Raw genomic sequence first — 14,575 nt, forward strand, 5'->3', positions numbered from 1 at the left:
GGCGAGACGATGGTGAGCACCCCGCAGACGGGGGCCGAAACGAGCCCGGCGGCCGGCACCGGCGTGTCGGCGGCCCAGGCCGCACGCCCCGAGCGGGGCGGCGAACCGCTGCTGGCGGTGGAGGGCCTGGGCAAGCACTTCCCGGTCACGGCCGGGCTGCTGCGCCGCCAGGTCGCGGCGGTCAAGGCCGTGGACGGCGTCTCGTTCGCGGTGCACAAGGGCGAGACCCTCGGGCTGGTGGGCGAGTCGGGCTGCGGCAAGACCACCACCGGCCGGATGATCATGCGGTTGCTGGATCCCAGCTTCGGCCGGATCACCTTCGAGGGCACCGACATCACGGGGCTGTCGCAGCGCCAGATGCGCCCGCTCCGCCGTGACCTGCAGATGATCTTCCAGGATCCGTACTCGTCGCTGAACCCGCGGCAGACGGTCGGCGCGATCGTGGGCGCCCCGTTCCGGCTGCAGAAGATCCAGACCGAGCAGGGCGTCAAGAAGGCCGTGCAGGACCTGCTGGAGCTGGTCGGGCTCAACCCCGAGCACTACAACCGGTACCCGCACGAGTTCTCCGGCGGCCAGCGCCAGCGCATCGGCATCGCCCGCACGCTGGCGCTCAAGCCCAAGCTGATCATCGCTGACGAGCCGGTCTCGGCGCTGGACGTGTCGATCCAGGCGCAGGTCATCAACCTGCTGGAGGACCTGCAGGACGAGCTGGACCTGACCTATGTAGTGATCGCCCACGACCTGTCGGTGGTGCGGCACATCTCCGACCGGGTCGCGGTGATGTACCTGGGCAAGATCGTCGAGATCGCCGACCGGAACGACCTGTACGCCGAGCCGATGCACCCGTACACCAACGCGCTGCTGTCGGCGGTGCCGATCCCCGACCCGGACAAGCGCAAGGGCCGCGAGCGCATCCGGCTGTCCGGTGACGTACCCAGCCCGCTGGACCCGCCGCCGGCCTGCCGCTTCCACACCCGCTGCTGGAAGGCGCAGGAGATCTGCAAGCAGGTCGAGCCGCCGCTGGTGGAGCTGCGGCCCGGGCACCACACCGCGTGCCACTTCCCGGAGAACGCGCCGGAGGGCGCCACCGAGCTGGTCGCCAAGGCCGCTGCCGAACGCGACGAGGCCGCGGCCACCGGAGAGCCCGTCACCCTGGGCGAGGCGAAAGGCGGAGTCCGCAAGGTCTGACAAGGCCCGGCAATGCCTGCGCGGCACCGCCCGCGATGACGAACGCCCCGCACGGCCAGGCCGTGCGGGGCGTTCGTCATCGCCGGTCCCTCACTCCACGGAGATGGCCTTCAGCACGTCCATCCGGCCGGCCCGCCAGGCGGGCCACAGCGCCGCCAGCACGCCGATCACCGCCGCCAGCACCAGGTAGACCGCCAGCGTCACCACCGGGACGCTCAGCACGGTCAGCCCCTGGTCGACCAGCGCCCGCTGGGTCGCCGACCCGAAGAGCACGCCGATGCCGATCCCCAGCAGCGCGCCGAACAGCGCGATGACCACCGACTCCAGCCGGATCATCCGGCGCAGCTGGCGGCGGCTGACGCCGACCGCCCGCAGCAGCCCGATCTCCCGGGTCCGCTCGATCACCGACAGCGCCAGGGTGTTGATCACCCCGACCGCCGCAATGATGATCGACATGGTGAGCAGGACGGTCAGGAAGTTGACGAGCCCGTCGATCTGCTGGCTCATGGACTCCTTGAAGGCGGCCTGGTCCCGGACCTCCAGCCCCGGATGGCCGGCCAGCGCGCGCTCCAGCGCCGCCATGGTGGCCGCGTCGGTGGAGGCGGTGTTGACCACCAGGACGAACGGGGTCGGGTTGACGGTGTTCTTCTTGAACGCCTCCGCCGCCACCACCCTGGGGCCCAGCAACTGGTTGGGGGCGTAGGTGCCCACGATCCGCAGCCGCTCGGTCGCCCCACCGGCGAACTGCACCGGGACGACCGTGCCGACCTGCCAGTTCCTGGCCTCGGCGATGTCGGTGTCGACCATCATCCCGTCGGTGCCCAGCCGGGTGGAGCCCGACTTCATCTCCAGCCTGGCCCCCGCGGTCAGGGCGGCCTCGTCGGCCGCGGCGAACCAGGCGTTCTTACCATTGATCTTGCCGTTGCCCTGGTAGAGCGGCAGCGCCTGCTCGACGCCGGGGACGGCGGTGACCGCCTTGACGGCGGTGGCGTCCACCCCGCCCTGGCCCTGGGCCTCCACCAGGTAGTCGGCGCCGAGGACCTTGTCGATCTCCGCGTTCACCGACGCCCGCATCGAGGAGCCCAGCACGTTCACCGTGGTGACCAGCGCCAGCCCGATCATCAGCGCGGCGGCGGTGGCGGCGGTCCGCCGCGGGTTGCGCAGCGCGTTGCGTTGGGCCATCCGGCCCGGCGTCCCGAACACCCGGGGGTAGACGGCGCCCAGCACCCGTACCACCGGGCCGCTGATCACCGGGGCCAGCATCGCCACCCCGAGGAAGACGGCCAGCGCGCCGACCCCGATCGGGATCATCACGTTGCCGCCGAGTTCGACACCGCCCAGGCCCAGCGCCATCAGCACCGCGCCGCCCGCGGTCAGTGCGCCGCCGACGGCGATGCGGATCCGCATCGACCGCTGCGGCAGCGCCACGTCGTCGCGCATCGCCGCCACCGGCGGGATCTTGGCGGCCCGCCGCGCCGGGAAGTACGCCGACACCACGGTGACGCCGATGCCCACGACGTACGACCAGATCACCGGCATCGCGGTGAACACCAGGCCGCCGGAGCCGTCGATGCCCACCACGCTCTGCAGCAGCACGGACAGCCCGGCCCCGACCGCCAGGCCCAGCGTGGCGCCGACGAACCCCACCGCCACGGCCTCGCCGATCACCGCCCGGGTGATCTGCCGGCGGGCCGCGCCGATCGCGCGCAGCAGCGCCAGCTCCCGGGTGCGCTGGGCGACCAGCATGGAGAAGGTGTTGAAGATGATGAACGCCCCGACGAAGATCGAGATCAGTGCGAACACCATCAGGAAGATGCTGAAGAACGACATGAGCTGGGCGACGTCGCTCTTGGCGTCCTCGCGCATCTGGGTGCCGGTGACGGCCTCGTAGCCGGCCGGCAGCACCGCCGCCACCCGGTCGCGCAGCACCCGCTCGTCCACCCCGGCCGAGGCCATGGAGATGTCGGAGAAGTACCCGGGCTTGAGCAGCAGCCGCTGCGCGGTCGGGGTGTCGAAGGCGGCCATCGTGGCGCCCATCAGGTGCCCGGCGTCGGCCAGCCCGACGATCCGCGGCCGCTGCGGCGGCCCGTTGACCACCACCTGAATCTGGTCGCCGACCCGGTAGCCGGCCCGCTCGGCGGTCTCGGCGTCGATGACGATCTCGCCGGGCCCGGACGGCGCCCGGCCGGTCTTCAGGTCCAGGTCGCCGCCGGGCACCCAGTTGACGCCCAGCTGCGGCGGGCCCTGCCCGCCGAGCAGCTTGCCGTCCTTGCCGACGATCGCGGCGTAGCCGGTGACGTTGCCGACGGGATCCTTGACGCCATCGACCCGGCGCAACCTCTCCAGCAGGGTGGCCGGCACCGGGCGCGCGGTGATGGTCTCGTCGCCGCCGTCGACGACCTTCTTGGCCCGCACGTCCACGGCGACGTTCTGGCCGATGCCGTTGAACAGGTCGTCGAACTGGCGGTTCATGGTGTCGGTGAAGATCAGGGTGCCGGCCACGAAGGCCACCCCGAGGATCACCGAGACGGCGGTCAGCAGCAGCCGGAGCTTGTGCGCCGCCAGATTGCGGAGCGTGACTTTGACCATCATGCGGACGTGGCCCCCGGCAGGTCGAAGCCCTTCATGCGCTCCAGCACCTTCTCGGCGGTGGGGGCGGCCATGGTGTCCACGATCCGCCCGTCGGCGAGGAAGACCACCTCGTCGGCGTAGGCCGCCGCGGCCGGGTCGTGGGTGACCATCACGATGGTCTGGCCCATCTCCCGCACCGAGTCACGCAGGAACCCCAGCACCTCGGCGCCGGACCGGGAGTCCAGGTTGCCGGTGGGCTCGTCGGCGAAGATGATCTCCGGGCGGGAGGCCAGCGCCCGCGCGCAGGCCACCCGCTGCTGCTGGCCGCCCGACAGCTGGCTGGGCCGGTGCCCCAGCCGGGGCCGCAGCCCGACGGTGTCGATCACCCGGTCCAGCCACTGCCGGTCGGGCTTGCGGCCGGCGATGTCCATGGGCAGCGTGATGTTCTCCAGCGCGGTCAGCGTCGGCACCAGGTTGAACGCCTGGAAGACGAAGCCCACCCGGTCGCGGCGCAGCCGGGTCAGCCGCTTGTCGTCCAGCCGGTTCAGCTCTACGTCGCCGATCAGGACCGTGCCGGAGTCGATGGAGTCCAGTCCGGCCATGCAGTGCATCAGGGTGGACTTGCCGGACCCGGACGGGCCCATGATGGCGGTGAATCGGCCGCGGGGAATGCCCAGCGTCACGCCGTCCAGCGCGACCACCCGGGCGTCGCCGCTGCCGTACACCTTGGTGATCTGCTGGGCGCGTGCGGCGAGGTCGCCCGCCCCGGGCGCGGCGAGCCCTTCGTCTGTCGTCGGGGCGGTATGCGTCACGAGAACTCCTGATCGGGGGGAACGGATGGGAAGGCGGGCCGCTCGGCGCGTTCGCGGCCCATGACAGTACGGTAGGAGCCCGGCGGCCCGCGAAGATGAGCCTGCGGAAGGGAATTGGTGCTCCCCCTTCCGGGGGAAGGACCCGGCCGCCGATCATCCTCCGGAAGTAGCGGCCCGCCCCCATAAGTAGGGGAGATCCCCGAGGGGAACCCGGGGTGTGACGGCTAGGGCCAGGTCAGGCCCGGTCGGTCTGGCCCGGCCGGCTCATGCCCGACTCGTAGGCGTACACCACCGCCTGGACCCGGTCGCGCAGCCCCAGCTTGGCCAGCACATTGCCGACGTGCGTCTTGACCGTGGTCTCGCTGACCACCAGCTCGCGGGCGATCTCGGCGTTGGACAGCCCCCGGGCGACGTGCCGCAGCACCTCGCGCTCCCGCTCGGTCAGCGTCTCCAGGCCGGGCGCCGGCGTGGACTCGCGCACCGCCGGCAGCCGTGAGGCGAACTTGTCCAGCAGCCGCCGGGTGACGCTGGGCGCCACGATCGCGTCGCCGGCCGCCACGATCCGGATGGCCGTCACCAGGTCCTCCGGCGGGGAGTCCTTCAGCAGGAACCCGCTGGCCCCGGCCCGCACCGCCTCGATGACGTACTCGTCCAGGTCGAAGGTGGTCAGGATCAGCACCCGCGGGTCGTGCGTGGCCGCGCCCTCCCGGACGATCCGCCGGGTCGCCTCGATGCCGTCCATGCCGGGCATCCGGATGTCCATCAGCACCACGTCCGGCAGCATCGCGCGGGTCATCTCCACCGCCGCCGCGCCGTCCCCGGCTTCGCCCACCACCGTCAGGTCGGGCTCGGCCTCCAGGATGAGCTTGAACCCGGTGCGCAGCAGCGGCTGGTCGTCGACGAGCAGGACGCGTACGGTCATGGGGCCATTCTCCCGTTCGCCACGCCGGACCGGCCGCGGGGGCCGTCTCCGGTCATCTGTGCGGTCACTCACGCCTCCAGTGGGAACCGCGCGCGGACCCCGAAGCCGCCCCCCACCCGGGGGCCGATCCGTAGCTCGCCACCGTACAGGGCGACCCGCTCGTACATGCCGACCAGCCCGTGCCCGGGCCGGTCGCCGTTGCCCGACAGCAGCGTCTCGGCGCCGCGGCCGTTGTCCTCGATCTCCACGGTGAGGTCGGCGTCGGTGTAGCGCAGCCGCACCCAGGCGCGGGCCTGCGGGCCCGCGTGCTTGAGGGTATTGGTCAGCGCCTCCTGGATCAGCCGGAAGGCCGCCAGGTCCACCCCCGGCGACAGCGTCCGCGCCTCGCCCTCGATCCACAGGTTCACCGACAGGCCCGTCTCGCGGACGTGGTCGATGAGCTCGCCGAGGTCGGCGATGCCCGGCTGCGGCGACAGCTCCTGACCGGCCGGGGCGGTGTCGCGTTCGGTGCGCAGCACGCCCACGATCCGGCGCATCTCGCTGAGCGCGGTACGCCCGACCTCCTCGATGGTGCCCATCGCCTCGCGGGCGCTGTCGGGGCTGCGGTCCAGGATCCGGCGGGCCGCGCCGGCCTGCACGGTCATCACGCTGACATGGTGGGCGACGACGTCGTGCAGCTCGCGCGCGATCCGGGACCGCTCCTCCACCCGGGCGGCCCGCGCGTCGGTGCCCCGGGCCCGCTCCAGCCGCGCCGCCCGGTCCTCCAGCTCGGCCAGGTAGGCGCGGCGCAGCCGCAGGTTGCGGCCCAGCAGCCACACCCCGACCAGCAGCGCACAGTTCGTCACGTAGTCCAGGAACGAGGTGTGCAGGTCGTACAGGACCAGCATCACGTTGAAGGCGGCGAACGCGATGAGGCCGCCCAGCGCGCTGTGCGCCAGCGCCCGGTGCGCCGCGGCGCTGTAGATGGCGATGAGGAACGCCGCCACGTCCGCCGGCGACGACGGGTAGTTCAGCCCGGCCAGCAGCAGCTGGCCGGCGGTGATGAACATCAGCACCGTCATCGGCAGCGTCCGCCGCAGCGCCAGCGGGAGGGTCACCGCGGCGACGAGGAGGGCGTTGACCGCGTCGGGGCTGCGGAAGTGCACCGCGGCGTCGACCGGCAGCTCGGTCAGCAGCAGCTGCGGCACCCCGGCCGCCAGCAGCAGGACCGCCACGATCAGGTCGGCCACCTGCGGATGGCGACGCAACCACGCACGGCCTTCGACGAGGTTGCGAATGCGGGGTGACACGCAGTTCACCCTATGGCGTCGGACGGGAGGCGAACCCCTCCTGCACGGCGATCCCCGGTCCTCCCTGAGGAGGAGCCCGTCGGCGGCGTCCTCCGCCGGACCGTTCCCGCTGGTCGGCGGCACCGTCCGGGAGGAGGGACGCCCCCTTGGGCGGGCGCGGTGGGCGGGGCTCCGGCGAAGCCGTCCGGCGGGCGGGGACGGGACATCCCGTCCCCGCCCGCCGGACGGGCCGTGCGGTCACAGGGTCACAGGTCGTCGCTGTGGTCGCGCGGCGACGGGCCGGGCTCCAGATCGGCGGGAGAACGGCGCGGCGTCGGTACCGCGGGCAGCGGCGGCGGCGTCCCCCCGAACTCGGGGCAGCGCTGCTTGTGGTCGCACCAGTCGCACAGCCGGCCCGGCCGCGGCCGCCACTCGCCGGTCTCGGTCGCCCGGCGGATCGCCTGCCACAGCGCCTCCACCTTGCGCTCGGTGGCCCGCAGATCGGCCTCGTCGGGGACGTAGCGCAGGATCTCCCCGTTGCCCAGGTACATCAGCTGCAGCATCCGCGGCACCGTGCCGTGCAGCCGCCACATCACCAGCGCGTAGAACTTCATCTGGAACAGCGCCCGCGCCTCGAAGTCGGCGCGCGGGGCGGTGCCGGTCTTGTAGTCGACGATCCGGATCTCCCCGGTGGGCGCGATGTCCACCCGGTCGATGTAGCCGCGCAGCTTGAGCCCGGAGTCAAGCACCGTCTCCACGTACAGCTCCCGCTCGGCGGGCTCCAGCCGCCGCGGGTCCTCCAGGGTGAAGTACCGCTCCACCATCTGCCGCGCCCGCTCCAGCCAGGCCCCCTGGTCGGCGTCCGGATCGGAACCGCCGCCCGCGCCATTCGCATTGTCCGTACCGTCCGCGTCGCCCGGGCCGGGCTCGAACATCGTGGCCAGCTCGGGCTCCCGCGCCAGCAGCCGCTCCCACTGCGGGCCGAGCAGGTCCAGCGCGGCGGCCACCGTGCGGCCCGCCGCCGGCAGGTCGTACAGCCGCTCCAGCACCGCGTGCACCAGCGTGCCCCGCACCGCCGCCGGGCTGGGCCGCTCCGGGATCTGGTCGATCACCCGGAACCGGTACAGCAGGGGGCAGGTCATGAAGTCCCCGGCGCGTGAGGGCGACAGCGCCCCCGTCACCCCGCCGGTGCCGTCGCGCGGCCCGGCGGCCCGGGGGGCGGTGCCCGCGGGGGAGTCGGAGGTCGTCATGGGCGACAGCGTAGGCGACACCTGCGACGAAATCCCGCACTACAGCCCGTAGCATCGAGGGCGTGGCAGACAGCGCGCCCCGGGCCGGGGATGATCCGCAGCCGACGTCCCGGCGACCGGGCATGCTGATGGGCAGGCCGTTCGGGATCCCGGTGTACGTCTCGCCGAGCTGGTTCCTGGTCGCCCTGGTGATCACCGTGATGTTCGAGGGCCAGGCGCGGCACGTGGTCGCCTCCCCGCTCAGCTACGCGGTGGCGTTCGTCTACGCCGTGCTGCTGTACGGGTCGGTGTTCGTGCACGAGCTGAGCCACGCGGTGACCGCCCGGATCTTCGGCCTGCCGGTGCGCTCGGTCACCCTGCACATCCTCGGCGGCGAGACCGCCATCGAGCGCGAGTCGCCCACCCCGGGCCGGGAGTTCCTGATCGCTTTCGCCGGGCCGGTGGTGAACCTGGTGCTGGCGGGGCTGGGCCTGCTCGCCGAGCTACTGCTGCCGCTGCCACCGGTGGGGCGGCTGCTGGTGGCGGCGCTGACGTTCGCCAACCTACTGGTCGGGGTGTTCAACCTGCTGCCGGGGCTGCCGCTGGACGGCGGCCGGCTGGTGCGGGCGGCGGTGTGGAAGATCACCGGGCGGGGCGGGGCCGGCACGGTGGTGGCCGCCTGGGTGGGCCGCGGCGTGGCCGTCCTCACGCTGGCCGCCGGGGCGTTCCTGGCCACCTACCCGGTCGACGGCGAGGGCATCGGCTGGGTGTCGCTGCTGTGGTCGGCGCTGGTGGCCTCCTTCATCTGGGTGGGCGCCACCCACGCGCTGCGCGCCGAGCGGGTGCGCGCCCGCATCCCCGCCCTGCACGCGCGCCGGCTGGCCCGCCGCGCCGCCCTGGTCACCGCCGACGTGCCGCTGGCGGAGGCGATCCGGCGGGCCCGGGAGGAGGCCGCCGGGGCGCTGGTGATCGTCGACCACGAGCGGCGGCCGGTCGGGCTGGTCAGCGAGCGGGCGCTGAACGCGGTGCCCGAGCAGCGCCGGCCGTGGCTGGGCGTCGGGGAGGTCTCGCGCACCCTGTCGCCGGAGCTGACGCTGCCCGCGGACCTGTCGGGCGAGGCGCTGATCGACGCGCTGCGCCGCGCCCCCGCCTCGGAGTACCTGCTGGTGGAGCCGGACGGGCGGGTGTACGGGGTGCTCGCCGCCACCGACATCGACCGGGCCTTCGCCGGGACGTGACCCTGGCCGCACCGGCCGCCGGCCACGGGCCCGGCGTGGCCGCTCCCGGCCGCCACTAGCCTTGACGACCATGACCGAACCGCAGCCGACCGGAGTCCCCGCGCAGCCCGAGGCGCCCGTCGGCCCCGCACCGTCCACGGGCCGCATCCCCCACGGGCCGTTCCGGGCCGGCGACCAGGTTCAGCTGACCGATCCCAAGGGCCGGGTCAACACCATCACCCTGCAGCCCGGCAAGCTGTACCACTCCCACAAGGGCGCCATCCCGCACGACGAGATCATCGGCAGTCCCGAGGGCAGCGTCTTCCGCTCCACCGGCGGCACCGAGTACCTGGCGTTCCGCCCGCTGCTGGCCGACTTCGCGCTGCGGATGCCGCGCGGCGCCGCCGTCGTCTACCCCAAGGACGCCGCGCAGATCGTGGCGATGGCCGACATCTTCCCCGGCGCCCGCGTCGTGGAGGCGGGGGCGGGCTCGGGCGCCCTCAGTTGCTTCCTGCTGCGCGCCGTGGGCGAGCACGGGCTGGTGTCGTCCTACGAACGGCGCGAGGACTTCGCCGAGATCGCCCGCAAGAACGTGGAGACCTTCTTCGGCGGGCCGCACCCGGCGTGGCGGCTGACCGTCGGCGCGCTGGAGGACGCGCTCGCCGAGACCGAGGTCGACCGGGTCGTCCTGGACATGCTCGCCCCGTGGGAGTGCCTGGAGGCGGTGGCCAAGGCGCTGATCCCCGGCGGGCTGGTGTGCGCCTACATCGCCACGACCACGCAGATGTCGCGGGTGGTGGAGGCGCTACGCGAGCACGGCTCCTTCGCCGAGCCCTACGCCTTCGAGACCATGGTGCGGTCCTGGCACGTGGACGGGCTGGCGGTGCGGCCCGACCACCGGATGGTGGGGCACACCGGTTTCCTGGTGACGGCGCGCCGCCTGGCCGCGGGCGTGACGCCGCCCCTGCGGCGGCGCCGGCCCGCCAAGGGCGCCCACCCGGCCCCCGCGGACGCCTAGCACCGCACCGACGGGCGACCCCGGTGAACGGCTCCGGAGTGGCCAACGTCACACTAGATGTCGGAGCGTGACCGCCGGTGACACCGTTAACGCCGATTTCACAATTGCTGTCAGGGGTTTCGGGCACCGGCGGGCAACGGCTGAGATGCGAAAACCTCGCGCGGTATACGGGGAATGAAGACAGATCCCGGCGGCGTTCCAGTATTTTCCGGGATGTGCTCCCGGGGGCGTGGAGTCGCCGGATGGCCGAGCCGATCGGTCGGGCACGACACGAGCACCCCAAGGGCAGGTTACGGAAGCCCTCCGGATAGGTAGGGTCTGAGTAGGTCGTCGGCTCTCTTCTTGAGGAGGTGACGGGGCGTGGCCGCTCGTGAGGATGCTGGGGCGCGCAAGGCGCAGCACGATATGGAGATGCGTGATCTTCAAACGCAGGTCTCCATCCTGGAGGAGGAGATCTCCGTGCTGCGCCGTAAGCTCGCGGAGTCCCCGCGTCAAGTTCGTGTGCTGGAAGACCGCCTCCACGAGGCACAGGCCAACCTGGCCGCCGTGACCGGGCAGAACGAACGCCTTGTCGCGACCCTCAAGGAGGCTCGGGAACAGATCATCGCGCTGAAGGAGGAGGTCGACCGGCTGGCGCAGCCGCCGTCCGGCTTCGGGGTCTTCCTGGAGGCGCGGGAGGATGGAACGGTCGATATCTTCACCGGCGGCCGCAAGCTGCGGGTGAACGTCAGCCCGGCGGTCGACGTCGCCGAGCTGAAGCGCGGCCAGGAGGTCATGCTCAACGAGGCCCTCAACGTCGTGGAGGCGCTCAGCTTCGAGGAGCAGGGCGAGGTCGTCATGCTCAAGGAGCTGTTCGCCGACGGCGAGCGGGCGCTGGTGATCGCGCACGCTGACGAGGAGCGCGTGATCAAGCTGGCCGAGCCGCTGCGGGGCGTGCCGCTGCGGGCCGGTGACTCGCTGATGCTGGAGCCGCGCTCCGGCTATGCCTACGAGAAGATCCACAAGGCCGAGGTCGAGGAGCTCGTGCTGGAGGAGGTCCCCGACATCTCCTACGAGGAGATCGGCGGCCTCGGCCCGCAGATCGAGCAGATCCGCGACGCGGTGGAACTGCCCTACCTGCACGCCGACCTGTTCCGCGAGCACCAGCTGCGCCCGCCCAAGGGCGTGCTGCTGTACGGGCCGCCCGGCTGCGGCAAGACGCTCATCGCCAAGGCGGTCGCCAACTCGCTGGCCAAGCAGGTCGCCGAGAAGACCGGCCAGGAGGGCAAGAGCTTCTTCCTCAACATCAAGGGTCCCGAGCTGCTCAACAAGTACGTCGGCGAGACCGAGCGGCACATCCGGCTGGTCTTCCAGCGGGCCCGGGAGAAGGCCTCGGCCGGCACCCCGGTGATCGTGTTCTTCGACGAGATGGACTCCATCTTCCGCACCCGCGGTTCCGGGGTCTCCTCCGACGTGGAGAACACCATCGTCCCGCAGCTGCTGTCGGAGATCGACGGGGTCGAGGGCCTGGAGAACGTCATCGTGATCGGCGCCTCCAACCGGGAGGACATGATCGACCCGGCGATCCTGCGGCCCGGCCGGCTGGACGTCAAGATCAAGATCGAGCGGCCCGACGCCGAGGCGGCCAAGGACATCTTCTCCAAGTACATCCTGTCGGGGCTGCCGCTGCACCCCGACGATGTCAAGGAGCACGGCGGCAGCGAGGATGCCACCGTCGACGCGATGATCCAGCGCGTCGTCGAGCGGATGTACGCCGAGTCCGAGGAGAACCGCTTCCTGGAGGTCACCTACGCCAACGGTGACAAGGAGGTCCTGTACTTCAAGGACTTCAACTCCGGGGCGATGATCCAGAACATCGTCGACCGGGCCAAGAAGATGGCCATCAAGCAGTTCCTGGACACCGGGCAGAAGGGCATGCGGGTCTCCCACCTGCTGGCCGCCTGCGTGGACGAGTTCAGCGAGAACGAGGACCTGCCCAACACCACCAACCCCGACGACTGGGCCCGCATCTCCGGCAAGAAGGGTGAGCGGATCGTCTACATCCGCACGCTGGTCTCCGGTAAGGCGGGCACCGAGGCCGGCCGTTCCATCGACACCGTGGCGAACACCGGCCAATACCTGTAGGCGGACGGGGGCGGGGCATCCTGCTCGCCGCCCTTCGGGCGGCTTCGCCGGAGCCCCGCCGCCTGTGCCTGCCCGGGGGGACGACCCCCCGGAGCCCCCCGGGGTGGGGGCTCCGCCCCCACGCCCCCGTATGCCTGCAAGGCCGTCAGGGATCCGATCATCTCGGAGTCCTGGCGGCCTTGTTCCGTGAGGTGGGTCTGGGTCGAGGTGATCGGTTTCTAGGTGATCTTGTCCTGTGCGGAGGAGGCTCGTGCTGTGCCGGCGGGGGGCGAGAGCCGGTTCGGTCGGATCTTCGTGGGCTCCGTCAGCGCGGCGGGCGGGAGGTGACGGGCAGCGAGCGGATGGGCCGCGTTCCCTTTTGGTGTGGGGGCTGTGGGGAGTCGTGGGGGGCGTCTCGGGCGTGGCCGTGTGATGTTCGTCGGGGTGGTGGTCGACTGAGGTGGTCGCCGCGCCGGTGTTTTCGGGGGCGGGAGTGGGGGATCGGGGGGCGGTCGGGACATTGACGTGGGCAAACCGTCCCGGTGGGGGTAAGAACAACCCGATGTCGTACGTATGCAGCAGTTGCTTCGCCGGCGGCCCGACGAGTGGTCGGGGGCCCGTCCCGGCGCGTGCGCGGGAGTGCGGCCGGTCCGCCGTGGCGTCATCACGATCCAGTCCCGCCTCTCATGGGAGGCCACGATCGGCACTAGGCTCGGCGATATGAGTGTTCGGCGGGTGATGGGGATCGAGACCGAGTACGGCATATCCGTGCCCGGTCAGCCAGGGGCCAACGCGATGGTGACCTCCTCGCAGGTCGTCAACGCCTATCTGGCGGCCTCGGCGGCGCGGGCCCGGCGGGCCCGCTGGGACTTCGAGGAGGAGAACCCGCTGCGCGACGCGCGGGGCTTCGACCTCGCCCGCGAGGTGGCCGACCCGAGCCAGCTCACCGACGAGGACCTCGGGCTGGCCAACGTCATCCTCACCAACGGCGCCCGGCTGTACGTCGACCACGCGCACCCGGAGTACTCCGCTCCCGAGTGCACCAACCCCCGCGACGCCGTCATCTGGGACAAGGCGGGGGAGCGGGTGATGGCCGACGCCGCCCGGCGCGCCGCGATGGTGCCTGGCACGCATCCCATCCAGCTCTACAAGAACAACACCGACAACAAGGGCGCCTCCTACGGCTGCCACGAGAACTACCTGATGCGGCGGGAGACCCCGTTCTCCGACATCGTCCGGCATCTGACGCCGTTCTTCGTGTCCCGCCAGGTGGTGTGCGGGGCCGGGCGGGTCGGTATCGGGGTGGACGGCCGCGGCGACGGCTTCCAGATCAGCCAGCGCGCCGACTTCTTCGAGGTCGAGGTGGGCCTGGAGACCACCCTCAAGCGGCCCATCATCAACACCCGGGACGAGCCGCACGCCGACCCGGAGAAGTACCGGCGGCTGCACGTCATCATCGGCGACGCCAACATGAGCGAGATCTCCACCTACCTCAAGCTCGGCACCACCTCGCTGGTGCTGGCGATGATCGAGGACGGGTTCCTCACCGTGGATCTGTCGGTGGACATGCCGGTGGCGGCGCTGCGGGCGGTCTCCCACGACCCGTCCTGCCGGCACCTGGTCACCCTGCGGGACGGCCGCAAGATGACCGCCGTCCAGCTGCAGATGGAGTACCTGGAGCAGTCCCGCAAGTACGTCGAGGACCGCTTCGGCGCCGACGTCGACGAGCACACCCGTGACGTGCTGGACCGCTGGGAGTCGGTGCTGCACCGGCTCGGGGACGACCCCATGCAGCTGTCGCGGGAACTGGACTGGGTGGCCAAGCTGGAGCTGCTGGAGGGCTACCGCAGCCGCGACGGCCTGGACTGGTCGCATCCGCGCCTGCAACTGGTGGACCTGCAGTACACCGACATCCGCCCCGACAAGGGCCTGTACAACCGCCTGGTGGCCCGCGGCCGGATGGAGCGCATCGCCACCGAGGCCGAGGTGGAGGCCGCCATCGAGGACCCGCCGGAGGACACCCGGGCCTACTTCCGCGGCCGCTGCCTGCGCCAGTACGCCGACTCGGTGGCCGCGGCCTCGTGGGACTCGGTCATCTTCGACGTGCCGGGCCGCGAGTCGCTACAGCGCGTCCCCACCCTGGAGCCGCTGCGCGGCACCCGGCAGCACGTGGGCGCACTGCTGGACCGCTGCCGCACCGCCGCCGAGCTGGTCGCCGTGCTCACCGGACAGCGCTGAGACGGACGG

Annotated in this window: 10 protein-coding genes; 5 read left to right on the forward strand and 5 right to left on the reverse strand. The window is 71.9% G+C overall.

Annotation, left to right across the window (positions count from 1 at the left end):
• Nucleotides 1-9: 9 nt before the first annotated feature.
• The gene (locus C4U03_RS20085; RefSeq protein WP_103939347.1) at nt 10-1,188 is read left to right on the forward strand and encodes an ABC transporter ATP-binding protein; all 1,179 of its coding nucleotides are present in this window, start codon (nt 10-12) and stop codon (nt 1,186-1,188) included.
• A gap of 90 nt (nt 1,189-1,278) precedes the next feature.
• Here the strand turns inward: C4U03_RS20085 and C4U03_RS20090 are convergent, their stop codons facing one another.
• The 5 genes from C4U03_RS20090 to C4U03_RS20110 all read right to left on the reverse strand — a co-directional run bounded on the left by C4U03_RS20090 (nt 1,279) and on the right by C4U03_RS20110 (nt 8,011).
• Nucleotides 1,279-3,780, reverse strand: a complete 2,502-nt coding sequence (locus C4U03_RS20090; RefSeq protein ID WP_103939348.1) for an ABC transporter permease — start codon at nt 3,778-3,780, stop codon at nt 1,279-1,281.
• Nucleotides 3,777-4,571, reverse strand: a complete 795-nt coding sequence (locus C4U03_RS20095; protein ID WP_103939349.1) for an ABC transporter ATP-binding protein — start codon at nt 4,569-4,571, stop codon at nt 3,777-3,779. Before C4U03_RS20095 ends, C4U03_RS20090 begins: the two co-directional genes overlap by 4 nt.
• Nucleotides 4,572-4,806: 235 nt before the next feature.
• Nucleotides 4,807-5,493 carry a response regulator gene (locus tag C4U03_RS20100; protein WP_103939350.1) on the reverse strand — a complete coding sequence of 229 codons (687 nt, stop codon included), beginning with the start codon at nt 5,491-5,493 and terminating at the stop codon, nt 4,807-4,809.
• A gap of 68 nt (nt 5,494-5,561) precedes the next feature.
• Nucleotides 5,562-6,782 (reverse strand): sensor histidine kinase, encoded by a 1,221-nt coding sequence (locus C4U03_RS20105; protein WP_103939452.1) that lies wholly within the window; start codon nt 6,780-6,782, stop codon nt 5,562-5,564.
• A 245-nt stretch (nt 6,783-7,027) separates the two neighbouring features.
• Complete coding sequence (locus C4U03_RS20110) at nt 7,028-8,011, reverse strand: RecB family exonuclease (RefSeq protein ID WP_103939351.1); 984 nt, start codon at nt 8,009-8,011, stop codon at nt 7,028-7,030.
• Between the two features lie 122 nt (nt 8,012-8,133).
• On the opposite strand from C4U03_RS20110, the gene C4U03_RS20115 reads away from it, so the two are divergent.
• The 4 genes from C4U03_RS20115 (at nt 8,134) to dop (ending at nt 14,566) form a co-directional block, all read left to right on the forward strand.
• The gene (locus C4U03_RS20115) at nt 8,134-9,228 is read left to right on the forward strand and encodes a site-2 protease family protein (protein ID WP_146087446.1); all 1,095 of its coding nucleotides are present in this window, start codon (nt 8,134-8,136) and stop codon (nt 9,226-9,228) included.
• A gap of 70 nt (nt 9,229-9,298) precedes the next feature.
• Entirely contained in the window at nt 9,299-10,225 is a 927-nt protein-coding gene (locus C4U03_RS20120; protein WP_235017990.1) for a tRNA (adenine-N1)-methyltransferase, read from the forward strand.
• 405 nt (nt 10,226-10,630) lie between these two features.
• Nucleotides 10,631-12,349: a proteasome ATPase gene (gene arc / locus C4U03_RS20125; RefSeq protein WP_200827355.1), complete on the forward strand. Its 1,719-nt coding sequence runs from the start codon at nt 10,631-10,633 to the stop codon at nt 12,347-12,349.
• Between the two features lie 699 nt (nt 12,350-13,048).
• Nucleotides 13,049-14,566, forward strand: a complete 1,518-nt coding sequence (dop, locus tag C4U03_RS20130) for a depupylase/deamidase Dop (protein ID WP_103939354.1) — start codon at nt 13,049-13,051, stop codon at nt 14,564-14,566.
• The last annotated feature ends 9 nt before the right edge of the window (nt 14,567-14,575 follow it).

The sequence above is a fragment of the Thermomonospora echinospora genome (assembly GCF_900108175.1).
GTDB lineage: Bacteria > Actinomycetota > Actinomycetes > Streptosporangiales > Streptosporangiaceae > Thermomonospora > Thermomonospora echinospora.